The 24,352-nt window shown below is 65.5% G+C and carries 20 protein-coding genes; 1 reads left to right on the plus strand and 19 read right to left on the minus strand.

What is annotated here, in order from left to right:
* Positions 1 to 38 precede the first annotated feature (38 nt).
* On the plus strand, positions 39 to 698 hold the full coding sequence (locus M1D93_RS19760; RefSeq protein ID WP_461173129.1) for an acetyltransferase: 660 nt from the start codon (positions 39 to 41) through the stop codon (positions 696 to 698).
* A gap of 103 nt (positions 699 to 801) precedes the next feature.
* On the opposite strand, the gene M1D93_RS19765 is transcribed toward M1D93_RS19760, so the two are convergent.
* From M1D93_RS19765 to M1D93_RS19855, 19 genes are all read right to left on the minus strand, one after another.
* Positions 802 to 1,854 carry a hypothetical protein gene (locus tag M1D93_RS19765; protein WP_461173130.1) on the minus strand — a complete coding sequence of 351 codons (1,053 nt, stop codon included), beginning with the start codon at positions 1,852 to 1,854 and terminating at the stop codon, positions 802 to 804.
* Positions 1,855 to 2,071: 217 nt separating this feature from the next.
* Positions 2,072 to 2,410 (minus strand): hypothetical protein, encoded by a 339-nt coding sequence (locus tag M1D93_RS19770; protein ID WP_461173131.1) that lies wholly within the window; start codon positions 2,408 to 2,410, stop codon positions 2,072 to 2,074.
* Positions 2,407 to 4,185 carry a glycosyltransferase gene (locus tag M1D93_RS19775; protein WP_461173132.1) on the minus strand — a complete coding sequence of 593 codons (1,779 nt, stop codon included), beginning with the start codon at positions 4,183 to 4,185 and terminating at the stop codon, positions 2,407 to 2,409. Before M1D93_RS19775 ends, M1D93_RS19770 begins: the two co-directional genes overlap by 4 nt.
* Complete coding sequence (locus M1D93_RS19780; protein WP_461173133.1) at positions 4,182 to 5,465, minus strand: lipopolysaccharide biosynthesis protein; 1,284 nt, start codon at positions 5,463 to 5,465, stop codon at positions 4,182 to 4,184. Before M1D93_RS19780 ends, M1D93_RS19775 begins: the two co-directional genes overlap by 4 nt.
* Positions 5,462 to 6,274, minus strand: coding sequence for a glycosyltransferase (locus M1D93_RS19785; RefSeq protein WP_461173134.1), 813 nt, complete (start codon positions 6,272 to 6,274; stop codon positions 5,462 to 5,464). Before M1D93_RS19785 ends, M1D93_RS19780 begins: the two co-directional genes overlap by 4 nt.
* 13 nt (positions 6,275 to 6,287) lie before the next feature.
* Positions 6,288 to 7,388 carry a hypothetical protein gene (locus M1D93_RS19790; protein WP_461173135.1) on the minus strand — a complete coding sequence of 367 codons (1,101 nt, stop codon included), beginning with the start codon at positions 7,386 to 7,388 and terminating at the stop codon, positions 6,288 to 6,290.
* A 103-nt stretch (positions 7,389 to 7,491) separates the two neighbouring features.
* Positions 7,492 to 10,059: an Ig-like domain-containing protein gene (locus M1D93_RS19795; protein ID WP_461173136.1), complete on the minus strand. Its 2,568-nt coding sequence runs from the start codon at positions 10,057 to 10,059 to the stop codon at positions 7,492 to 7,494.
* 90 nt (positions 10,060 to 10,149) lie between these two features.
* On the minus strand, positions 10,150 to 11,145 hold the full coding sequence (locus M1D93_RS19800) for a glycosyltransferase (protein WP_461173137.1): 996 nt from the start codon (positions 11,143 to 11,145) through the stop codon (positions 10,150 to 10,152).
* A 1-nt stretch (position 11,146) separates the two neighbouring features.
* On the minus strand, positions 11,147 to 11,926 hold the full coding sequence (locus M1D93_RS19805; protein ID WP_461173138.1) for a glycosyltransferase family 2 protein: 780 nt from the start codon (positions 11,924 to 11,926) through the stop codon (positions 11,147 to 11,149).
* Positions 11,927 to 12,568: 642 nt separating this feature from the next.
* Complete coding sequence (locus M1D93_RS19810) at positions 12,569 to 13,900, minus strand: M18 family aminopeptidase (protein WP_461173139.1); 1,332 nt, start codon at positions 13,898 to 13,900, stop codon at positions 12,569 to 12,571.
* Between the two features lie 10 nt (positions 13,901 to 13,910).
* Positions 13,911 to 14,810: an intradiol ring-cleavage dioxygenase gene (locus M1D93_RS19815; RefSeq protein WP_461173140.1), complete on the minus strand. Its 900-nt coding sequence runs from the start codon at positions 14,808 to 14,810 to the stop codon at positions 13,911 to 13,913.
* 56 nt (positions 14,811 to 14,866) lie between these two features.
* A complete protein-coding gene (locus tag M1D93_RS19820) occupies positions 14,867 to 15,559 on the minus strand; it encodes a response regulator (RefSeq protein ID WP_461173141.1) in 693 nt (230 codons plus the stop codon).
* Positions 15,556 to 16,908, minus strand: a complete 1,353-nt coding sequence (locus M1D93_RS19825; protein WP_461173142.1) for a sensor histidine kinase — start codon at positions 16,906 to 16,908, stop codon at positions 15,556 to 15,558. Before M1D93_RS19825 ends, M1D93_RS19820 begins: the two co-directional genes overlap by 4 nt.
* A gap of 22 nt (positions 16,909 to 16,930) precedes the next feature.
* Positions 16,931 to 17,827, minus strand: a complete 897-nt coding sequence (locus tag M1D93_RS19830; protein ID WP_461173143.1) for an ABC transporter permease — start codon at positions 17,825 to 17,827, stop codon at positions 16,931 to 16,933.
* A 5-nt stretch (positions 17,828 to 17,832) separates the two neighbouring features.
* A complete protein-coding gene (locus M1D93_RS19835) occupies positions 17,833 to 18,780 on the minus strand; it encodes an ABC transporter ATP-binding protein (RefSeq protein ID WP_461173144.1) in 948 nt (315 codons plus the stop codon).
* Positions 18,781 to 19,010: 230 nt separating this feature from the next.
* Positions 19,011 to 20,507, minus strand: coding sequence for a phosphatase PAP2 family protein (locus M1D93_RS19840; RefSeq protein ID WP_461173145.1), 1,497 nt, complete (start codon positions 20,505 to 20,507; stop codon positions 19,011 to 19,013).
* Positions 20,508 to 20,569: 62 nt separating this feature from the next.
* Positions 20,570 to 21,766, minus strand: a complete 1,197-nt coding sequence (locus M1D93_RS19845; RefSeq protein WP_461173146.1) for an MFS transporter — start codon at positions 21,764 to 21,766, stop codon at positions 20,570 to 20,572.
* Positions 21,763 to 22,536 (minus strand): DeoR/GlpR family DNA-binding transcription regulator, encoded by a 774-nt coding sequence (locus M1D93_RS19850; RefSeq protein ID WP_461173147.1) that lies wholly within the window; start codon positions 22,534 to 22,536, stop codon positions 21,763 to 21,765. The genes M1D93_RS19845 and M1D93_RS19850 overlap by 4 nt, the downstream gene beginning before the upstream one ends.
* A gap of 131 nt (positions 22,537 to 22,667) precedes the next feature.
* Positions 22,668 to 24,350 (minus strand): ABC-F family ATP-binding cassette domain-containing protein, encoded by a 1,683-nt coding sequence (locus M1D93_RS19855; protein WP_461173148.1) that lies wholly within the window; start codon positions 24,348 to 24,350, stop codon positions 22,668 to 22,670.
* Positions 24,351 to 24,352 lie beyond the last annotated feature (2 nt).

Raw genomic sequence — 24,352 nt, forward strand, 5'->3', positions numbered from 1 at the left:
TCCCTTGCCTTTATTGGTGTGGCCGCCGGTGCACGGGCGTGAGCGAGCTCATCCTTATCGCCGCGAGCGGCCTGGCCCGTGAAGTCCTGGCGATGGTGCGCAGCAGCGGCCAGTACGACGTCGTGGGCCTGCTCGACGACGACAAGGAGATGGCGGGCGTCACCGTGGACGGCGCGCCGGTCCTGGGTACCATCGACGACGCACCGAAGTACACACACGCGTTTGTGCTTGTATGCATCGACTCCGGAAAGTCGAGGGAGGCAGTGGTGGAGCGCCTGGCAGGCATGGGCCTGCACGAGGCCCGCTATGCCACGGCAATCGATCCCTCCGTGCAGCCCCCCGAGGGGTGCAGGATCGGCCGGGGCAGCATCCTGCTGCGGAACGTCACTCTGACAGCGTCCGTCACCCTGGGGTCCCATGTGGTGGCCATGCCCTCGGTGACCTTCACGCACGATGACAACGTGGCGGACTTCGCCACGTTCGCCGCCGGCGTGTCGCTGGGCGGCGGGGTACGGATCGGGCGGGCGGCCTACCTGGGGATGAACTCCAGCGTCAGGGAACGGACATCGGTAGGGGCTTACGCCACCGTTGGCATGGGTGCCGCCGTACTCAGCAACGTGCCCGACGGCGAGACCTGGGCGGGCGTCCCGGCCCACGAAATCGACCGGGACGCCTTTGGGTTTGGGAGTGGACGGTGAGCGAATGTTGACGTTGGCCATCGTGGACGATGGATCAGCCAACCCATTGCCCGTGCGGCTGGAGAACCGCGGATCGGGAATGCCTCTCCTGGGAGGATGAGGCTTAGCTGCCGTCCGGACGCCAGTACCTCAGCCCGCCGCTGGTGGCGCCGTCGCGGCTGACGTCGACCACGGCGTACGGGAACACCCGGCGGTCCGACTGGTCAGCTCCGCGGCCGCGGACGTCCGAGCACCACGTGCCGGTGTTGATGTACCGGGTGGGGAACGTCTCCAGCGCTGACTCGAGGGCCCGGTGCGTATGGCCCGAGATGTACCAGGCCACCCCGGAACCGTGCTCCTCGAGAGTACGTGCGACCTGCCCCGCTGCCGCAGGAGCCTCCTCCACGGCTATGGTACGTCCGGCGGCCGCGAGCACCATACGGGTGGCGGCGCGCGGAAGCGCCGACACCGTCCGGAACCGGGACAGGCGCGCCAGGTCCCGAACGGCCGCCTTGTCGAGGGCGAGCCGCAGTGACTCGCCCTGCAACAGCTCGTCGTACGCCGGCTCCCGAATGCGACGTTCCGCCAACTCAGACGCCAGGCAGGAGCGGGCAACGGCCCCGGCACGGCCCAGACGGGATCTCGACGGATGGGCGTGCCAGGCGGCGAGCGGCGGAAGGTCCAGCTCGTCGGTGCCGTTGACCGCCGCCCGGAGCACCTCGGGAATCCGGTGCAGGGCGTGGTGCTGGTGCCCGTGCTCGGCCACGAGCACGTGGGGCACGTGCAGGAACCACGGATGCACCCGGACCCGCGTGGGCTCGGCGGGGGACAGCAGCGCCGACAGGCGGGCGGCAACCGAGGGCCGGGCCAGTTCCACATCATGGTTCCCGCACACGAAGTGCAGGTGCACGCCGCGCGCCGCACACGCCTCCAGCGCCCGGGACGCGTCGGGATGCCGGACGAGGATGGACTCGAGCCGGGCCAGGCTCTCGTCCTCGTCGAACCCGGCCAGCTCGAACGTGTCCCCGACAAAGACGACGTGCTGCTGCAGACCGGAGGCTGCGAGCACCTCGCGGCGCAGGAAGTCGGCCAGCACTTGGCCGGGGCGCCGGGGGTCGTCGTCGGACACACCCAGGTGCAGGTCGCTGAGGAGCCACCAGCGGGCCTCGCGGCTCACGCCAGCAGTTCCAACACACGTGGAAGGAAGAAGAGCAAGGACACTATCCACATGACGGCCACGACCCTGCGGCTCACTGTCCGGCCGAGTAACCTCGGACGTGCCGAGGGCTGCCCGCCTTGAGGTCCAACGCGTCGGACCTCAAGCCCGACGAGGGTAACGAGCAAGGCGAGGGTGACGACCAGCGCCGCCGTCGCCAGCAGTACCGACAGATCGATCATGACACTGCCTCCTGTCGTGCGCGTGCTACGCACGCGAGGATGGTGATGACGCCCATCGTGACAACACATGCCTGCCACGACCACACAGCGAGGTAAAACATCACCGTGGAAACCGCCGTGAGCGCGGCGAGGCCAAGCGCCAGGACCAGCAGCGCGCTGAGCGCGAAGTCGGTAACCGGCGTGAGTCTGGCCAGCGCCTGCCCCGGCAGCAGGATGAGGATGGCTATCGCGGCAACCGCCTGCAGCGGTGTCGGCAGCCCGACGAGCGTCACCAGCGACAGCGCGACGGCCGCGAGACCGAGCACCGCGGTGGGCCGGCTGATGCCCGCGATCATGGCTTCACCTGGTAAACGCGTGCGTCAACATTGCTGAACACGAGCTCCACGCCGTCCTGCGCGCTCAACCACGCCTCCAGCTCATCGAAGCTGCCCTCGCTGCTGACACCCCGGACCACGAGACTCGCCTCCGACGAGCGCGTGAGCAGCACGACGGCACCGGCAGGGTTGTCCCTGGCGTCTTCGTAGACGAGCGGCCCGCACGTCGGCGTCGACAAGTCGGCCTTGCACAGGAAATCGATCGTCCGGTATTTGTGTTCGAGGTATCCCTCGCTGCGCCACGGCGTCGGGGTGGACGCCGAGATCATCATCGAGCCGGGGGGCGCGAGGCGTTGCGCAGCGGCAACGGCAGCGATCTCGTTGTCGGTGAAGACGTCATACTGGGCGTTCCCGAACCTGCCTGTCACAGTCATCCCGGCCAACAGGAGGCACGTAAGCACGAGGCCTCCCGCGGCACGGGGGGAGGGGCGGGTGCTGCCGTCCGCGGGGAGCAGGACCGAGCATGCCTGCAGGGCGATGAAGGGCAGCGCGAACAGCGAGACGCGGATGAGCATCTCCCCGCCGTACAACTGCACGGGGAAGAGCAGCAGCGGGGTGACGGCGAGGAGGACCACCCGGATGTCCAGACGCCCCCTGCGCCAGTCGCGCACGGCCCCTGCCGTGGCGAGCGCCCACAGCACGAGGGTAAGAAGGACCCGGACCTGCACTACCAGCACGTGGCCGGCAGTCCCGCTCACGCGGTCGACGACGTTGGCGTCGATCGCGGCCAGCAGTCCTCCTTCCGCCAGGGGTGGGTTCCCGGCGAGGTATGCGCTGGCGGGGAAGACGAGCCAAAGCGCCAGCACGACCGCGGTAATCAGGGGCAGCCGGCTGGGCCAGACACGTCCGCTCAGGGTGAGGGCAGTGATGGTGATGAGTACCAGGAACGGCGTCAGTTGATGGCTCGCGCAGATGACCGTGATGAGCAGGAGGGTCACCGCGAGGGCGGTCAAGCGGTGCCCCGGCCGGTGGTCGGCGGGCGACCGCCCTCGCCACCACTCCGCCAGGTCGGCGCGTCCGAAGCCGAGGAACCTGGGGGTCCGCGCGGCCAACGGGCCGAGGACCAGCGCGATGACGACGAGGTACAGGAAGAAGGCGAAGGCCTGGGGAGAGAGGTAGTCCTGGTCCTGCCAGTTGCCGAGGCAGAAGATCCAGAGCACGAGCCAGCGCCGGCGCGCATCGCGCGTCAGGTAACCCGTCAGGACACTGAGGGCAGCGAGCCACAGACCCATGTTGATCACCGGTGCCCACAGGGCAACGGTCACCGGGTCAAGACCTGTCGCCTTAAGCACCGTTGCCAGGAGGGCAAAGAACCCCGGCCAGTTGAAGTAGGCATCGATGTCCGGGTTGACCCCCTCGGTGGTCGAGAGGGCGTCCGCAATGCCGAGGTGGCGGAACGCGACCTCACCCCGCGGTACGTCCGTCACGAAGGCTGCGGTGCCGAAGAGCACGAGCACCAGCACCACGACCAGCCACAACATGACCGGGCGGCGCGCCGGGCCCTCGGCATCTCCGCGCAGCGCCACGACAAAGGCGATGTTCAGGACCAGAAGCCCCACCCAGAACGGATAGGGCAGGACGGCGATAAGCCCCAGGTCGCTGTTTACGGGCAGTGCCACCGTGGACGCGGCCCAGACGACAAGCGCCAGTGACACTACGCCCGCCAGTGCGCACCCCACGTCGCGGGGCTTCCAGCCTGCCTGGATGCGCTGGGGTGCATCAATTGTGGTGGTCATCGTGACTCCTTAGTAATGCGCCGGAGAACGGCGACTAGCCGTAGGCCGACCGCAACGGCCCCAATGGAGAGCACCACCAGCCACGCAAGGGCCATGGCACCGGGGCCTGTTTCGGCGACAAACAGCGCTGAAACGCAGAGGGCGATGCCGATCGTCACGCCGACCACGATTGGCTCCGTGTAGCGGCCGAGAGCCCGGCACACGGCGTTGTAGGCCTGCAGCACCGCGTACGGCACCAGTCCGGCGGCCAACCACCGCAAAGCGTCAGCGGATGCGTCCGCGTACCGCTCGCCCAGCAGGCTAAGCAGCGGGTGAGCGAGGAGGACGAGGACGACTGCCGCCAGACCTCCGATGGCGAGCGACCAACGAAGACTCGCCCAGGTCGTCGAGACCAGGCGGTGCGGGTCGCGGACACCCTCGGAAAACTGGACGATGCCCATCAGCATCGGAGCGGAGTAGGCGGCCCAAGCCATCATCCATGCGGGATACCAGTACGCAGCGGTCTCCGGTGCCACCGTGTGGGCGAGCAGGAGCGGCAGCACCAGCCCGGGGGCGCGCTCCGTGAGGGTGAGGAGCTGGTACGGAATACCCACCGCCAACAGAGGACGGCCCCGCGCCGGGCGCAAGGACGGCCGCGGCCGGTAGCCAATCAGTTTTCGCAGCTGGACCACACCGACGACGCACGCCACCGCATTCCCGAGGGTCCAGCAGGCCATCACCACGTCGGCGGAGGCGCCGTGGGCCTGCCAGGCCACGAGCGCTGCCGCCCCGAGAGAAACCCCGCCGCCCAACGCGTACCTCAAGCTCGCGCTGGCACCGCGGCCCAACGCCACGAGTGCCTGGTCCAGCACGATCACCAGGGTGCCGGTGACGGCAGCCGCAAGGAACGTAAGCCAGAAGAGAACCGAAGCCGATGCCGTGTCCGGCGCCACAGCCGACTGCAGCACGAGGTAGCCGACGGCCAGCACGGTGCCGGCTACCCCCACGATGGCGAACGCCGCGTCCAGCACCCGTGCGGGTGGCTCTCCCCGCCCCACCGCGACGATCACCGCCGATCCGGCACCCAGCACCGCGAGCTGCGTGCAGATCATCACTGCAGCAACCGCGGCCATGGTGAGCCCAACCTCACGGTCTGACGTCGCACGCGCCGCCACAACCCAGAAGGCAAAACCCCAGCCAATCTGGGCGCCCTTGCCAACGATGAGGCCGAGGGAGCTCCGCAAGGCGGAGTGCCGCTCAGTCACGGGGTCCGGGACAGCAGTCCCGACCTCGGCACTCATGACGCGAGACCTTTCGCTAAGCCCGCATAGTTGTACCAGCAGAAGGCGAGGTAGTAACGCAGCCACCGAGGCTGGCCCGAGGCGAGGCTTAGGGCGCTGCCGCGGACTGCCGCGGCGGCGGGCAGCAGCGCCAACCTCGCACCCCGCCAGCCATGCTTGCGGATCATCCGTCCCAATCCCGTTCCGTCCATAAGGAATTGGTCGAGCGCAAAGTCGAAGTCGTCCGCGGCGAAGCGGTGTTCAACAACGACCCGCTGTGACACGCCGGTTCGCAGCCCTGACTGCCGCATCCGCCAACGCAGCTCGATGTCCTCCCCCGACTTGAACTTGTCGTCAAAGCCCACACCCAGCATCAGCTCCCGGTCGACGACCGTCGCCACGAGCCCGAACCAGTTGCGGCTGCGGCCGGTGCGGTGGTGATGTGCCAGCGCCTGCCCCCAGTAGCCGGGCCCGGCGACACTCTCCAGACCGGCCTGGAGTGCGTCGTAACCGCCTTCGACCAGTTCCGTGAGCAGGTCTGCGACCCCTGTTGGCCCGAACACGACGTCGGAATCAACGAGCAGGACCCAGCGGGTGCTGCTGTTCTGCACCCCCAGTGTTCGGGCCCACGGGAGGCCACGGCCCTCGTCACTCAGGATCCGGGCACCGGCCGCGAGGGCGATTTCGACGGTCCGGTCGGTAGAGCATCCGTCCACCAGGATGATCTCGGCGACGCCGGACTGGCGCAGGGCTTCCAGGCAGCGCGGGAGCATGAGCTCCGCGTTGCGGGCCGGAACAACCGCGGTGATCTCGGAAGGGCTTGGTCCCACTCTGTCCACCCCCTCAGATCTGCTCGTCGAGGACCGACGGCAGCAGCTCCTCGAGGTACCGGACAATATCGTCCGACGCCTCGTCCGCGCTGTACGCGGCAGGCACCTGCAGCAGGTGGCAGGGCCGTCCGTCCAGGGCTTTACTCAGCACGACCCCTTTCGCGGCGAAGTGCTCGCGCCACGGGACGACGGACGTGGCGGCCAGGCCTGTCACCACATGCTGCGAGAATCCCGCCATCTCGATGTGGAAGTTGCCGAGCATCCGGTCCACCATCCAATCGGTGGTCCGCTCGACAATCCGGGACCGGGAGCCCTCGTAGCGCTCGATGTAGATGGCCGCCGCGAGCGGGGCCGTGGTGGTCACTTCCCGGCCCGGAAACGCGGTCCCGGCATCGACCATGCGGTGCTCCGGGGACCAGCGCCGGGAGAACTCCGCGAGGCGCGGATACCGGATGACGTACGGATGCACCACCGTTGTGAGGCGGCCAACGCTCTTCGAGAGCTGCGGCGGAACGAGGGGCTTGCGGACACCTTCAAACAGGTGCGGGTAGATGGCGCGGTGGTGCGGCTTGATGAACATCGGCTTCGCGTACCCGAGCAACGTGGCGTCCTCGGAGAGGAAGGCCCAGTCATCGCCCATGAACGACCACCCCTCCCGCCGCATCAGCTTGGCGGCGGTACTCGTCTTACCGGTTCCGCCGGCGGCCGGGAGCGCGATCGCGTGCCCCTTGTACGCCATCGTTGCCGCGTGGATCATGCCCGCTCCTCGAGCCACCATGGCGGCATCCAGAACGGGAACCACGGAGGTCAACAGCTCGCCCGGACCGTGGATGCGCCACTGGTTTCCGTCCCTCACGACCTGGAGCTTCTCGGCCTGGAAGCGCACGCCAGTTTCCGTGTACGCGAGCTCGTGCTCAAGCAGACCCGCATCCGGCATTGGCTCCAGTCGGTCATCCACTGTGATGTCTGCCGGCCTTTCGGTGTCAGTAGCGAAACACGCCAACATGCTCCTCAGCTGCGGCGCTGACGGCGCCTCAGCGTCGACGCGGAGCGTGATCCGGCCATGGATGTCGAAGTGCAGTGCCTTGGAGTTGGTCTTGGTCTGCTTGTGCATTGTTGTCCCCTGTTTGTTGGTGTCTTTTAGATGGTGTTGCTGGTAGGTGGTGTCGGTTGGATGGTGTTGATGGATGGTGTCGGTCGGTGTGGACGGCGTCCGGCTAATTCGCCAGCGTGAGTACCAGCTTGGGTGTGTACGATCCACCATTGGCCTCCTTGGAGTTAAGGTCCAGGCCGTCGCTGCTGCTGGAGTCCATACCAAGTGAGAGTTCTCCGCCGAGCTCACCGTTCACAGCGGTGGCGTTCAGCGAAACGTCGTAGTTGGTGTTGATCGCTGTTGGGCCGAGCGTGCCGAGAATGCTGGTGCCGAGCGCTGGCTTGTTGTTGTAGGTGATGCCTGTCTCGGTCCAGCTGTCATTAGCAACCAGCTTGACGTTCTGCGTACCCGTGGACCCGCTCCCGGCGCTGCGCAGCTGCAACACTGCACTCTGCAACGTTCTGCCTGCATAAGCCGACAGGTTGAACTTCAAGTACGTGATCTCCTCTGTGCTGGCGTCTACGCCCAGCATGGTACTGGTGCCATTGTTCACCGTCACCGCCCCGGCCGAGACGTAGCTGTCAGCGGTGGCAGTGACCGTGACGGTCGTCGTCGTGCCGCCGCCAACCGGAGCGGCCGTGGTGAAGGTCCAGGTCCTGTCGGCCACCAAGGCGTTACCTGCAGCATCCTTCACGCCGCTGGCGCCACCCTTGAGCGTCGCCGTGTACGACGTACTCGCCGCCAAATCCGCAGTAGGATTCAACGTCGCAACGTTGCCCGCACCGCTGTACGTCGCCTGGACCGTACCCGCCGGCCCCGTCAACGTGAACGAGCTCGCCGTGACCGTCGAGGGATCAATCGTCTCAGAGAACGTGCCGGTCACATTCGACGCCAAAGCCACACCAGTCGCATTGCTAGCTGGAGATGTAGTCGTCACCGTCGGAGGCGTCGTATCGCCGCCGGACGCAGCAGGCGCCGTGGTGAAGGTCCAGGTCCTGTCGGCCGCCAAAGCGTTACCTGCAGCATCCTTCACGCCGCTGGTGCCACCCTTGAGCGTCGCCGTGTATGTCGTACTGGCTGCCAGATCCGCAGTAGGATTCAACGTCGCAACGTTGCCGGTGCTGCTATACGTCACAGCTGCCGGCACCGACGTCGTCCCCGGGCCCGTCAACGTGAACGTGCTCGATGAAACACTCGAGGCAGTCATAGCCTCCGAGAACGTCCCCGTCACATTCGTCGTCGCCGCCACAGCAGTCGCATTAGCGGCCGGCGACGTAGCCGTGACCGTAGGAGCCTGCGTATCACTAACAACAGTGCCACTGGAGCGTTCGTAGTGGTGCCAGTACCTGCTGGTGGCGTTCACATCCGCGAGCAACAGCAGGCCGCTGTTCGCCGTGCCCGTTGAATTGTTGAGGTTCTGCTTGGTCGATGTCACGTTGTGGACATACTGGTCGGCGTCCACGATGCGGGCCGTCTTCGAAGTGGTGAAGTTGATCGAGTTCAGCGGCGTGGATTTTTCGTAGATCGCACCTCCCGAACTGGTGCAGACACCGGCGTTCGTGACGCCAGTGGCACTCGTCTTCGGATAGGTAGCGAAGGTACGCAGCATCTGCGTGCTCTCGTCAATCAGGACGATCACCCGGTTCGGGCACTCCGCCACAGTCGCGATCGTGTGGGCCGACCAGGCCGATGTCGTCGCGTTCAATGCCAACAGCTGGATCAGCGGCTGCGTAGATGTCGTGTTCGACGTCTTGATGGCGGCGAAAACCCTTCCGCCCGAGGAGTCCAGCCACTTCAGGTTCATGTGGTCATCACCGCTGCGCTGCCCCGATACTGCGGGCTGCGCAGTGGTCCAGGCGTTGCTCGCTGCCCCATCGGTGTGGTAGCTCCAGTACATGCCGTCGGTGGCGTCGCCCACCTGCCGGCTCCACATCACGCCTATTTTGTTCCCGCCGAACGCGATCACAGCGGACGTGTCATCCACAGACACGCTGCTCAACGGCGCAGGATGTGCGAACGGCGTCCCCCACGTCCTGCCGTCCGTGGCAGTGACGTTCAGATAAATGCGGTTCCCCTGCTGCCACGTGGCCCACACCCGGCCAGTTGAGTCCTTGTCGATGGTCAGGGCTTCAACGCGGTGGTTGTTGATGTTGGAAGAACCCAGCAGCCTGTACGTCTTTGCAGCCGAGTCGTAGCTGTAACGCCGCATGGTCGTCGGGTAGTTCGGCTCGGCCGGCAGCCCGTCGTTAACGAACCGATAGCTCGCCACATACAAGGTCGTCCCGTCCCACAGCACGTCATGATGTGTGTTAGCCCGGGTGTCCGTCGCCACGCCCGTGTCAACCCACCTGCTCGTCGCAGCATCGAAGCGGAAGATATGGAAATCCGAACTGGCCGTGTCCCACAGGTTCCCCCACCAGCTTCCGGCGTTGAACCACAACCCGCTCGTGGCCCGCTTCGTGCCCGTCGGCGTCCCTGTCCCGGTATGCGCCGGACCCTCAATCCCAACATCACCCGTGGCAGCCGACGCCGCAGGCACCACTACAACAACACTCACCGCAAGCAGCAGCGCAGTCAGCAGTGCTGCCAGCAGTGAGTGTGGCCGTAGGTTCCGCGGCCCCCGGAGACGACGGCCAGTTCCATCGACGAAACCGCCCCCGGCTGTATCTTCGCGCGCAATCTGGTTATTCATGTTCATCCTCCCGCAAGTTCAAGCTATGAAGACCTGGCAGTGCCGTTCCACCGCGGTCAGCGGCCGGGAGCGGCTCATTCTCGCGTTCACTCACTGGACTTCCCTCCAGGCAACGTCCACGGGAGCCGTGCTTCCCGGAAGCGGCGCGACGTGGGCCAAGCGCCGTCCGCGGACATAACCTGCGGCGGTGGTGGCCAGAACCGAAACAACGGCCCCTGCCCGCCCAAGTCCTCCCCCGTCCCGGTTTTTGCTCCAGTCGTAAATTCCGGAAACAACGGCGCGTGGCAGGACGCTGCGGACATAACGGCGTTCCGGGCCAAGTGCCCGCTTGTGACCCACGACTTGGCTGACCTGCGCCTTGGAGATCCCTTCGGACCAGGACCTGGCCAGCATGTAGCGGAATGTTCCCCTGTTGGCCGGCACGTGGTGGCGTACCAGGGCTGCGGGTTCGTAGACGATGCGTGACCCCGGTGTGCCCATCCTCGAACGTATGCAAATCTCCGTCTCTTCACAGCCGAGGGGCTTTGTGCCCTGGCGTCCAAGGTCAAGGTTGAAGCCGCCTACTTGGCGGAGCACTTCAAGGCGGAAGGACATGTTCGCGCCAATGACGTTCCTGACCTCGGAGGCGACCTTGGGCAGGCCCCTGTAGCTGCAGCCGACGATCCAGTCCAGCTCCTCACCGAAGTACGAGGGACGGCCAGCTTCCCAGACTGGTTCAACACGCCCGCCCACAGCCAGTACATCCGGATCGTCATAGTAGGTGATCAGCTTTTCGAGCCAATCAGGAGCCGCTTCAGCGTCGTCATCGAGAAAGGCCACGACATCGGAGGTGCAAAGGCTTACTCCCGTGTTCCGGGCCCCGGAGAGCCCTTGGGCGCCGCTGCTCTCCACAAGCGTCACGTCGTCAACGGTAGCGATGAGGCGTTTATAGAGATCCTGGTTGTGGTCGACGACCACAAAAACCTCATGTGGGACAACCGTCTGTGCACGGACGGAGCTAATGACGTCCAGCAACCTGTCCCAGCGCGCCATCGTGTAGCAGCAAATGACCACGGAGACTGTCGGAGGTGCGATATTCGTGCCCATGTCAAAGTCCTTGAACTACGGAAAGAAGGCTTTGCGGATCAGTAGGTGTGCGCGGAAACCTGACGTTTTCGTACGCATACTTCACACGCCTGAGGGCCTCGGGACGGGCTCCGGCAGTCGGCGCTTCCCAGAGTGTGCATTCGCGTGCGAGCGTCCCCAGGACCCGCCACCCGTCACGGAACGTTTGCAGGTTGGAGGCTCCCGAGATGCGGTCGAGCTCAATGCTGGGTACCTCGGCGATACGAAGGCCGGCCTTGGCTGCCCGGACAATCAGCTCTGTCTCGATCTCGAACCCGTCGGATTCCAGCTGCAAAACCTCCAGGCATTCCTTGCGGAAGGCGATGTAGCCGTAGCAGAGGTCGGAGTAGTTGCTGTGCAGTACAGCATTGGCCATCCACGTAAACGCGCGGTTGCCGGCGCTCCTCAACCAGGTCAGGTCTTCGGATCCGCCCCCTGTGACGTATCGGGACCCTTTCACGAAGTCATAGTCGTGCTGGAGCGGGGAGACGAACCAGCCGATCTCCTGGGGATCCATGCTTCCGTCAGCGTCCAGCATGACGATGATGTCTCCCGAAGCTGCAGCGAACCCCGCCCGGAGGGCCACGCCCTTGCCCTTGCGCTTCTCGTCCACCACAACGACGTCGACGCGAAGCGCCCTGGCAACGTCGACCGTGTGATCATGGGAGCGCCCATCCACGATGACGACTTCATCCACGTACGAGGGCATGCGGCGAAGCACCCAGGGAAGATTCATCGCTTCGTTCAGGGTAGGAATAACCACGCTTACTGACGCTCTTGGTGACGAGATGGTCGGCTCGGACAAGGACATTGGAAGCTGGGTGGAAATAGACAAATGCATCACCACTTCATGACAATTACCGGTTATTAGACGACGTCGCGCTTCCAAAATGCGCGACACTAGCGCTTGTCGGTCTCGGCCTGGCCTGTAGCCCCAGCTCACTCAGCCCTTGACTTTGTCCGTGTCGTAAGAGCCTATGTTTCGCCGCAAAGGGGTGTCACGAGTAGCCTGTACTCCCTTTTCCCGGCAGGATCCGCCGCCTCTACGTAAGTAGCGGGGTTCGGGTACAGTCCGTCACTTAGGTATAGGGTTTTCGCTCAAATTAATACTTGGGCATAGGGGGTTTAGCGCGTCCCGGCAATATGGGTATAGGGGTTTCCTTGCGCATTATTTGTTTCCGGCCTAGCATTCGCATTTCAGGTATGGCCGTCGCTATTTCCGGCGTCGACGCTTGCCTGAACGCCGGCGGGGTACGTCAATTCCCATCAGAAACAGCACGAATATGGGTCAGGCCCACTGGCCTACCTATTACATACCTAGGGCCTACTGGCACCCACAGCAGAACACCCGGCCGAAAACCAGCCGGCAGACCCGCGTAGCGGTCCAAACCGGCTACGTATACCCCTAGCCGCTAAAAGCCGTGCGGAAGAACAACTCCGTGACCGTGGCCAGCCGCCACGGATCTTCCACCCCGCACAGCTCCCGGGCAGAGTGCATGGAAAGCAGCGGAACGCCGACGTCCACCGTCCTGATTCCCAAGCGCGTGGCCGTCAGTGGGCCGATGGTCGAGCCGCAGGGGATCGCGTTGTTGGACACAAACTCCTGGTACGGCACCCCGGCTTCTCCGGAAAGCCGGGCCCAAAAAGCTGCCCCGTTGGCGTCCGTGGCGTAGCGCTGGTTGGCGTTGATCTTCAGCAGTGGGCCCCCGTTAACTACAGGGTGGTTGGCGGGGTCGTGCCGCTCCGCGTAGTTGGGGTGGACAGCGTGCCCGGCGTCGGCCGAAACACAGAACGACGCCGCGAACGCTTGCCGCCGCTGGCTCGCCGTAGCGCCGAGACCGTCAGAGATGCGCACCAGCACATCCTCGAGGATGGGCCCGCAGGCCCCTGAGCGCGAGTTGGAGCCAATCTCCTCGTGATCGAAGGCCGCAAGTACGGCAATTGGCGCACCCGAAGCAGGACCATTAGAAGCCGGACCACCAACAGAAGAAGCGTGCGCAATCAGCGCCGCCAGCCCCGCATGGGTGGCCGAAAGGTTATCCAGCCGCCCCGACGCGAAAAACTCCCCGTTGCCCCCGAAAACCGCAGGTGCCTGTGTGTCTGCAATGACGACGTCGTACCCGCCGATGCGGGCAGGATCCACGGAAGCGCCGGGAACATGGGAAGCCAGCACCGCAAGCAGGTCAAAATCCCCGGAATGCCCGAGCCCCCATACCGGATTCATGTGCCGTTGCTTGTCCAGCGTCAGGCCGTCATTCACGGCACGGTCCAGGTGGATGGCCAACTGCGGGAAACGAAGCATGGGCCCTGTGGCCGTCAGGTGCTCGGTACCATCGAGCATCACCAGCCGCCCGGCGAGCTGCAGCTCCCGGTCCAGCCAGGAGTTCAGCAGCGGCCCGCCGTACACCTCCACCGCCGCCTGCAGCCAACCGTGGGCACCGATGGTGGGCTTGGGCTTGAGCTTGAAGGAGGGCGAGTCAGTGTGCGCCCCCAGGATGTTGTACCGGGTGGCGGGTCCGGCGCCTTCGGGGACCACCCAGGCGATCAGCGCGCCGTCGCGGATGATGAAGAAGGAACCGGCGCCGCCTTCCCAAGGTTCCAGCTCATCGAGCCGGACAAAACCGGCGTCCAGCAGCCGGCGGCCCGCTTCGTGCACCGCGTGAAAGCTCGACGGCGATGCACGGACGTAGGCGCCAAGGTCCCGGATGTGGTCTGCAGCGGAGGATGAAGAAGGCATGCTCCCGAGTCTAGAGGGTGACGTTAAGCCCCGCCGTGTAACCTGCCGCGGCTGATCCGGTCATGGTGGCGAGCTGGTAGATGCCGCCGTCGTTCCTGAATACGCTGTCCGACTGCAGGGTGGTGCGGCCCATGGTGCGCCTGCTGGCTTCATAGCCCGGTGTGGCATAAACGTCGTCGCAGGACGCCTTGGTGAGCGCAATCTGCGAAACGGCCAGAACCTGCCCTGCCGCCGTCGCGTTGTTCATGGACTCAAACACCTCGAAGTGGATATGCGGCCAGCGTCCGGAGTAGGCGCCGGGGAAAATCGACGTAAAGGTTGCCTGGCCGTTCGCGTCCGCTTCCTGGACGCCGCGCAGGTAGTTTTCGTTGGTTAGTTCCGGGTCGTACATCGAATACCTGCCTTCCCGGTCGCAGTGCCACGCATAGACGGCGGCACCGGCCAGCGGGACGCAGCCATTGGCGTTATCCAGCAGCGTCAGGGTGAAGGTCAGCGGCACCCCTTCGGCCCTGGCGGTCCCCGTTCCGAAGCTGGTCGCGATGTCCCGCCGCACTACTCCCGACGCTTCCAGCAGGTTCGGCCCGTTGGAGCCGTCGGCCGGAAACGGCCCGGCGGTTTCCCGCGGAATTTCCACGCCGCACTCGGCAATGGCGCGGGTCAGGGTGGGCGACGGCGACCCTACGGCAGCAGCACCGCCCGATGAAGCAGTTGCCGGGGCGGCGGACGACGCCGAAGGGCCGGCGTCGGGGGTTGGCCCGCCGGGGTTCGGCCCACCGGGGGTGCAGGCAGCCAAGGCAGCGGCGGCGCCGCCCGCGCCAAAGAACATGCCCAGGGACCGGCGGCTCATGATGGTCGACAGGTCGAATTCGAGGCCGCGATCGTGGTTCGGGTGGGGGACACGGTTGGTCATGGCACTATCCAACCCGCCTGCGCACTGCCTGCATAGGGTTCCTGTGCCAGGCACCCTCAGTAGTCGGGGTTGCTGGGAACCACCAGGCCGGTTTCGTACGCATAGACCACTGCCTGGACCCTGTCGCGGAGGTGGAGCTTGGTGAGGATGCGCCGGACGTGCGTCTTAACCGTCGCCTCGGACAGGAAGTACCGGTGGGCGATCTCCGCATTGGACAGTCCTTCGGCCATCGCCTGCAGCATTTCCGTCTCCCTGGGCGTCAGGTCGGCCAGGAGCGGATCAGGGGCAGGAGCCACCGGCGTGGGCTCGGCGGCACCGCGGACATAGGTTTCCAGCAACCGCTGGGTGATCCTGGGTGCCACCACGGCGTCGCCGCTGGCCACCACCCGTACGGCATTAATCAATTCGGACGGCGCCGCGTCCTTCAGCAGGAACGCGGACGCGCCTGCCTGGAGACCCGCGAAGGCATATTCATCCACATCAAAGGTGGTCAGGATGATGATCCTGGAGCAGGCTCCGGAGTCCGTGATGGCACGCGTCGCCTCGATGCCGTCCAACACCGGCATCCGTACGTCCATCAGCACCACATCGGGATTCAGTTCCCGGACCTGGCGGACCGCCTCGGCGCCGTTTGACGCTTCACCCAGGATCCGCAGGTCATCCTCGCCCTCAAGGATGAGCCGGAAACCCATGCGGAGCAGCGGCTGGTCATCCACCAGCAGGACGGTAATGGCCTGATTATTGGTCATGCTTTGCCTTGCAGTTCGTAGTTGCTGAGGGACCCGGAAACATCGTCGCCCGGCCAGGTAAGGACGGCGCGCACCCGCCAGCCCCGTCCGCTGCGGCCGGCCTCCACTGTGCCGGCGTAGATCCTTGCCCGCTCAGCCATTCCCGGGATTCCCTGGCCGCTGCCGTAGGAGCCGTGCCCCGGGGCAGGCGCCGCGCCCTCGTCAGGGGCGGGATGCCCCGGCACCCCCGCGCCGTCGTCGAGCACGTCGATGGTGACCGTTGATCCGGTGCGGGCGATCGAGACGTCCACCCGCCCCAGCGAATGGCCGTAGCGGAGCACGTTGGTCAGAGATTCCTGGACGATCCGGTACACGGTGAGCTGGAAAGCGGCGTCGTCGGGCAGCGCCGGACCGGCATGGGAATAGTGCAGGGGCAGGCCCGCCGTGCGGAAACCCTCCAGCAGCGTCGACAGGCCGTCCCCGGAAGCGAGCGGCAGCGGGGGCGCCGCAGATCCCGCATCATCACGGAGGACACCCAGGACCCGCCGCATGTCGGCAAGGGCCGTCCGGCCAGTCCGGGACAGTTCCCCCAGCACCTCGCCCGCGCGCGCCGGACTCTTCCGGACCACGACGGCGGCGCCGTCCGACAAACTGATCATCACCGTCAGGGAGTGGGCCACGACGTCGTGCATTTCCCTGGCGATCCGGTTGCGTTCGTTCACCGACGCGAGCCGGGCGGTGCGGGCCGCCCACGCGGCCACTTCCTGCTCGTGTTCCCGCCGCTGCCGGACGGAGATGCCAATGCCCGTGGCGATGACATTGGAGAGGGCGATGGTGGCCCCGGTGGCGATGCTGGTCAGCAGGTGGAAGTCGCCGGGGTTGACTCCGGTGTCGTGGACGAAGGAGTTCTCCATGGGCCCGACGGCGGCCAGCAGGTAAAGGAGGGCCAGCGGCGCCGTGGCCACCGCCATGGTGATGAGCGCGAAGCGGCGGGTGTGCGCCACTGCCGCGGCGTACAACGAGAACCAGAGCCCGGCCGACACGTTGGAACCCCACGGATGCAGCAGCGTCACGGCCACCTCCGCCACTGCCACAAAGGCAACGAGGCCCACCGGGTAGCGACGGCGGAGGAACAGCGCCCCGGCCACCGCCGCCAGCAGGGCGACCGCGGGCCAGTTGCCGGACCTGGTGGCGTCCGCCACCGTGGGCGTCACCAGCAGGCTGTAGCTGACGGCCACTACAGCGTCCATCACAAGCGGGTGCCTGTGCAGGTAGCGGCGGATACGCCCCCGGCGCCTGGCGGTGAGCTCGGCAAAGGACGCGTCGGCCTGTCCGGCCGGCGCGTCCTTTCCAACTGCCGTTTCTGTCATGGTCCTGGTTCTTGGTCCCCGTTTAGACGTCGCGTTTCTTCAAGACGATCATTGCCGGGATCAGGAACAACAGCACGTAGCCCAGGAAAATCAGGCCGCCGTGCCAGGGGTCGATCACGCCGTCGGTGTGGCCGATGGAGAGGAACCGTCCCCCGGCTTCGCTGGGAATGTACTGCGGAACGTACTTCCAGAATTCCCCGGGGATAAGGGTCATGAAGCCTGCGGCGATGGACAGGACGAAGAACATGGCCACCAGGACGGTGATGCCGCCGGCGGAGTTGCGCAGCAGCGTGCCCAGGGAAAGGCCGATCAGGGCAACGCCGGCAACGTAGAGGCCGCCGGTGAAGATGCTGTAAAGGACGCCGTCGGTGGACCAGTCCAGATTGAAGCCCATGCCTTGGAATACCGGCATGGCGATCAGGAAGGTTGCTGCTCCGGCGATGGTGGTGATGACGTAGGAAATGACCGCGAGGATGATCGCTTTGGCCACAAAGGCGGGAGTGCGCCGCGGTACGGCGTTCATGGTGGAACGGATCATTCCGGTGGCGTATTCGGAGGACATAAACAGCACCGCCAGTGATCCGAGGATCAGGATGCCGATCTGCAGGCCTGCGTTGGGCAGGTTGTAAAGGTCGAAGCCCGAGCCCGGGGGGAAGGACGCCTCGAGCATCTCGGGCGTCATCGTCTGTCCCTGTTCCCTGGCGCTGCGGATCATCTCGTCCAGGTAGGTGTAGCGGATCAGGACGGTCAGTGCGCCGACTCCGACGATGGCCACCAGCGTCAGCAGCAGCAGGATGCGTGTGGACATCAGCGACCAAAGCTTGATCCATTCGGACCGCAGGACCCCGCCAAAGGTTACGCCCCGCGATCCCGCAGAGGACCGCGTGGGGGCGCTACGGGTTTCAGTCATGGTGCTCATCGTCCTTACTTTCCTGCCGCTGCCGGGGCGGCCATTTCGGGTCCGCCGGTCAGGTGCGAGTGGTATTCAACTTCGTCCTTGGTGAGGTCGAAGTACGCGTCTTCAAGGGAGGACATCTGCGGAGTGAGCTCGTACAGCAAAACGCCGTGGTCCAATGCCACCTGCGCGATCCGGCGGGAATCCATTCCTGTCACTTCAAGGGTTTCAGCCTCGCCTTGGTCCACCGTGACGCCATCGCCGGCCAGGAGGGCGGACAGTCGCAGGGCAGCGCTGGTGCGGACCAGGGTCCTGGCCTGCCGGGTTCCGGCGATGATTTCCTTGACCGGTGCATCGGCAATAATCCGGCCACGGCCAATAACGATCAGGTGGTCAGCTGTCTGCGCCATCTCGCTCATCAGATGCGAGGACAGGAAGACGGTTTTGCCCTGGTTCGCGAGGTACCGGACCAGGTTGCGGACCCACAGGACACCTTCCGGGTCCAGGCCATTGACCGGCTCATCCAGGATGAGCGTCTGGGGATCCCCCAATAGCGCAGCGGCAATTCCCAGCCGCTGGCCCATGCCGAGCGAGAAACCGCCGGCTTTCTTGCGGGCTACCGCCTCCAGGCCCGTCATCTCGATGACCTCATGGACCCTGGTCTTGGGAATGCCGTGTGTGGCGGCCATAGCCAGCAAGTGGTTGTACGCGCTCCGGCTGGTGTGCACGGCCTTGGCGTCCAGCAGGGCACCCACCTCGTGCAGCGGCGCCTTGTGGTCTGCGTACGGCCGGCCGTTCACGGTGACGGAGCCCGACGTCGGCCGGTCCAGTCCCATGATCATGCGCATGGTGGTGGATTTGCCGGCCCCGTTCGGGCCCAGAAAGCCCGTAACCTGCCCTGCTTGGACGGTGAAGCTGACCCCTGCCACGGCGGTTTTTCCGCCGTAAACCTTGGTCAGGCCTTGTGCCTCAATCATTGATGGTTCCTTCGGACGGCAGCGCGTGGCTGCGGCAGATGTTTGGGGTCGCTTGGATATCCACCACGCTACCGATGCGCAGCCCTGTTTTCGCCGGTCTCAGGGATGATTCAGGGGTAAACCGGGGTAGTCCCCCTGGATGATCCGGCGTCGGCGGCATGTTCCCTCAGGGGACACAGCCGTCAGGGGACAGAGACGTCACCGAAAGGCACCGGCAGCGGAAGCCACCGTCAGGGGCGTGGGGAGTAGTAGACAAGCGCCCGGCGCCGCACCCTGTACTCAACGCTGCGGACGCAGGCCAGTGCCTCGCCATCAACGGCCAGGACCATCGGTGCTCCGCCTGCTTCGATGCGTACTTCCTTTGCCTCCGACAAGTGGGTGATGCGCGACGTGGCCACCGTGCCGGTCAGAACCGCCCACAGCAAACGCAGCCGGGCGAAAGACTCATCTGCTGTGATCATGCGGATGTCCAGAACGCCGTCGTCCATCACCGGCCGCAGCAGCGGGGCATGGTCGCGGGGGTAATACCGGCCCCGTCCCACGTAGGCAATCCACACCTTGTGCAGCCTGCCGTTCACCGTCAGGGTGGTGGGAGTGCCGGCCGCGAAGGTGCGGAACATTGCCACTACTCCTGCCGGGGGCTTTCCCAGTGCCGGCTGCAACTGTTCCCGACGTCGGACAAAGTTGGGATACAGGCCGACGCTGGACGTGTTGAGCATCGTCAGTTCCGCCTTTTCGGGTTTCGCGGCCAGGCCCCGCTCAACTGTCACGGTCCCGACATCGGCCAGGGCAGCTTCGCCTTTCGACGCCGCTGCCAGGGCTTCCTTGAGGCTCCCCGTTCCGGCGTCGCGGGCAAAGTGGTTGATGGTTCCGCCGGGCAGGACCAGCAGCGGGAGTGACCGCTCGACGGCGGCTGTGGCCGCCGCTCCCACCGTCCCGTCACCGCCCCACACACCCAGGGCACGGGTCCCGGGAAGATCTGAGGTCTCGTTGATGGCGGCTACCAGGTCCTCGTCCGGCTGAATTGTCCTTATATGCGCCTTGGGGAATACCTGCTGAAGTGCGGCCGCTGTCTCTTTGGTGAAGGAGCCGCCCAGCGTGTTGACCACGATTGCCAACCCTTCGCCCTCGGGCAGTTGGGGCGCCGTGGTCCAGGTCCTGGCTGTCCTCGGAAACGGTGGGCGGAGCGGCCACCAGCGCCTGGTGACCAGGGCCGCACCCGCACCAAGCGCCGAACCAAACAGCACATCCGAGGGCCAGTGCGCTCCGGTGTGAACCCGGGAATATGCCACTCCCAGCGCCGCCGGGGCCAGCACCGCGCCCAGGGAAGGCTTAACCAGCCCTGTCCCTACCGCGAACGCTACAGCCGAGGCTGAATGACCTGACGGCATAGACGAGCTTTTCGGCTGCGGATGCACAAACCGGAACACGGGAAGGTGTTCCGGAAGCGGACGGGCACGGGGCAACAGGGTTTTGAAGATTCCGTTGGTAACGGCGGACGCCACAGCCTGTGCAATCAGACCATGAAGCGCGGCGCGGCGCGGCCTGCCCGGGATGGTGGCGAGGACGGCCGCGATGCCCATCCACAATTTGCCGTGGTTGGCAGATGCGGACAGACGGCGAAAGAACTCGTCATGGTTTCCGCCCGGCAGCTTCGATACATGCCGTACAAGGTATCTGTCCGTCCGGCTGATCCACTGCTGTCCCCGACGCCATTTCCTCTGCATGCCCTCACCCTACCGTTGCAGCCGCCGCTTCCACCGGCAGGGTGCCGCGCGCTCGGCAGGCGTTACTTGACCTTTAGCGGCCTCGCGGCGCCGGCGAGCAGGAGCGCCAGGAGGATGGGCGCAAGGATCGCCAACAGTGCGAGGTGGATGCCCGTGAGGTCGCCCAAGTACCCGAGCAGCGGGGGACCGGCCAGGAATGAGGTGTACCCGAGCGTGGACACAACAGAAACCCTTGCCGCTGCCTGCTGGGGGTCGTCGGCGGCAGCGGACATCCCCATGGGGAAGGCCAGGGCTGCCCCTACACCCCAGAGTGCCGCGCCCACAGCAGCGAGCCACATGTTGCCGGCCAGCACGAAGAGGCAAAGGCCTGCGGCTGCCGCGGCCATGCTGGCACGGAGGACGGCAACCCGGCCGTATTTGTCGATGACGCGGCCGCCGAGGAAACGCATCGCCGTCATGGCCAGGACAAAGAGGGCGAACATCAGGGCGCCTGTGGACTCGGAGGTGCCGAGACCATCAACTGAGGCCTTGGCGATCCAGTCATTGCCCGCACCTTCGGTAAGGGTGGCCCCGAGGACAACGACGCCGATGAGCAGCGTCCGGCTGTCCCGCCAGGCCGACGGCCCCTTGGCGGGCTTCGCCTCGCCCTCGGCCGGTGTCAGCGCCGCGATATGCGGAAGGAAGTAGCGCGGAGCAATCATCGTTACCACCAGCACGATGCCCACAATGACCAGCAGGTGCACCGGCAGCCCGACTCCCAGGTTCGAAAGGCCGGCTCCGATCAGCGCGCCGAGGAAGGCTCCGCCGCTGAAGGCGGCATGGAACTGGGGCATGATGGTCCGCCGGAGCTTGTGTTCGACGTCGGCTCCTTCAAGGTTCTGGGACACATCCCAGAGCCCAATGGCGATGCCAAAGAAGAACAGGGCGACAGCCGTGCCCGGAATGGAGGCGATGGAGAGGGACAGCGCAATCCCCACCCCGGCCGCCGAGGCCAGCAACCCGCCGAAGCGCACGGTGTTGGCTGTACCGATCCTGCCAACCACCCAGCCAGCCGTAGGCAGGGCAAGCAAAGAGCCGATGGCGGTGCAAAGAAGCAGGGTTCCCATCTGGCCGGAGGTTATCTGCAGGGTTTCGGTGACCGCAGGGATCCTCGCTGCCCAACTGGCGAAAACCAGGCCGTTAATTCCGAAGACAACAAAGGTGGCCGCAGCTGCTGCTTTCAGTCCGGCCTGCTGTGCCGTTCCGGTATTTATGCTCATACATTCACTACTTCCACAGAGTTGTCATCGAGTCGTCGCTGTTCTTCGGGACTGAACTGTTTGTTGGTGACCATGATGTCCACACGATCAAGGCCGCCCACAAGGGCCCGGGCAACCGCCTCCCATTTGGCTGCCGAGGCGGCGACCACAACGCGGGAGGCTGATTCGACACCCGCTCGTTTCACGGCCGCATCATCCAAGTCGTGGGCCAGGAGCCCGTCCTTGAGATCCACCGCACAGGGCGTGACAACTGCGGTATCGAAGCGCAGCGAGCGGATGTTGGATTCCGCGAGCGGGCCGCGGAAGCTCAGCTCGCCGGGGACGAGGCTTCCGCCAGGCAGAAGCAGCGCGGGGCGGGTCCCGGCGGCAGCTTCCTCACCTGCAAGGACGTTGAGCGACCGCAGGGACATCGGCATGACAGTCAGTTCCCTGCCGGCCAAGGCCCGGGCCACCTCCGTTGCAGTGCTTCCACTGTCCAGCCAGACATGCTCACGGTCCCGCAAAAGGTTCGCTACAGCGGCCGCAATGCGCTTTTTGGTGTCCTGGTCCTCCAGCTCGCGCTGGCCGTAGCCCGGAGTTTCGCCGCGGCCGATGAGGCTCCGCGCCCCGCCGTGGACGCGCCGGAGAACGCCGTTTGCTGCCAGGACTTCGAGGTCCCGACGGATGGTTGCTCCTGAAGCGTCGCAGGCAACTGTCAGTTCGTCCACCGTCACCTCGTGGCGCCGGCGCAGCATTTCGGCGATGGCGCGGTGCCGCTCGTCCGTCTTCATGATCAAATGATAACAAGTCTTGCTCATTTGATCACAGACGCTCTCGCATTTGATGCGGCTTAAGCCCTAACGCTCCCGCACCGGTGCGAGAGCGTTAGCCGTTTGAGCGCATTAAGTGAGAGAGCGTCCGGTTAGCGGGCGCGCTCCACGCGCTTCTCGTCCCACACCGGCCCGGCTGACTCGTACACTTTGCCGTCCGATCCAAACACCAGGAAGCGGTCAAACGTACGGGCGAACCAGCGGTCGTGGGTCACGGCCAGCACCGTGCCCTCGAAGTGGTCAATCGCCCGTTCCAACGCCTCCGCGGAGTGCAGGTCCAGGTTGTCCGTGGGCTCATCCAAAAGAAGCAGGGTGGCACCGCTCAACTGCAGGAGCAGGATCTGGAACCGGGCCTGCTGCCCGCCGGAAAGGGACTCGTACTTTTGCTCCGACTGCCCCGCCAGGCCATAGCCGTCCAGCGCCCCTGCTGCTGCCTCACGGCCCAGGCCGGACCGGTGTTCGTCACCGCGGTGCAGGATTTCCAGCAGGGTCTTGCCCAACAGGTCGGGCCGGACGTGCGTCTGGGCAAAGAACCCGGGGCGGATCCTGGCGCCGAGTTTCACGGTGCCCTCGTGCGGCACTTCGGCGATTTCGACGTCGGACACAGGCAGGTGCTCCCGCTCCGGATCGGTGCCGCCCGTGGCCAGCAGCCGCAGGAAGTGCGATTTGCCCGAACCGTTTGAACCCAGCACACCTACCCGGTCCCCGAACCAAACCTCGGTGGAGAACGGCTTCATCAGCCCGGTGAGTTCAAGATTCTCCGCCACGATGGCGCGCTTTGCGGTCCGCCCGCCCTTGAGGCGCATCTTCACATTCTGCTCGATGGGCAGCGCCTCGGGCGGCCCGATCTCCAGGAACTTGGCCAGGCGGGTTTGGGCTGCGTGATATCGGTTGGCCATGTCGGAGCGGAACGCGGCCTTGTTTTTGTACATGTTGACGAGTTCCTTGAGCTTGACGTGCTCCTCGTCCCACCGCTTGCGGAGTTCCTCGAAACGGGCGTTCCGGTCGGCCCGGGCGTCCACGTAGGAGCCGAACCCGCCGCCGTGGACCCAGGCGCCGGCGCCGCTGATCCCCGGCTCCAGCGTGACGATGCGCCCTGCGGCGTTGTTCAACAGTTCGCGGTCGTGGCTGATGAAGAAGACCGTCTTCTTCGATTCGTTCAGCCTGTCCTCGAGCCAGCGCTTGCCCGGCACGTCCAGGTAGTTGTCCGGCTCGTCCAGCAGCAGCAGGTCATCCGGGCCGGCAAAAAGGGCTTCCAGCACCAGCCGCTTTTGTTCACCGCCGGAAAGGCTCGACGCCGGGCGGTGCTGGGCGCGGTCAAAGGGGAGTCCCAGCGCGGCCATGCACACTTCGTCCCAGACGGTCTCGACGTCGTAGCCTCCGGCATCTCCCCAGTCGACGATGGCCTGGGCGTAGCGCATCTGGCTGGGTTCGTCGTCGTGCTCCACCATGGCCAGCTCGGCGTCGTCCACCTCGCGCGCCGCAGCTGCCAAGGCGGGCGGGGCCGCGGAGACCAGCAGGTCACGGACGGTGGAGCCATCGCGGACCTGGCCCACGAACTGGCGCATGATGCCCATGTTTCCGGAGCGGCCGATCACGCCTTCATCAGGAACCAGGTCCCCGGCGATGATCCGGAAAAGGGTTGTTTTACCAGTACCGTTTGGGCCGATCAGGGCCGTTTTGGTGCCATCCGGAACCTTGAACGTCACCCCGTTCAGCAGCTGTGTGCCGTCGGAAAGGAAGTAATCGATACCGGAAACGTCAATATGGGCCACGT

This window comes from Arthrobacter sp. Z1-9, assembly GCF_054792695.1.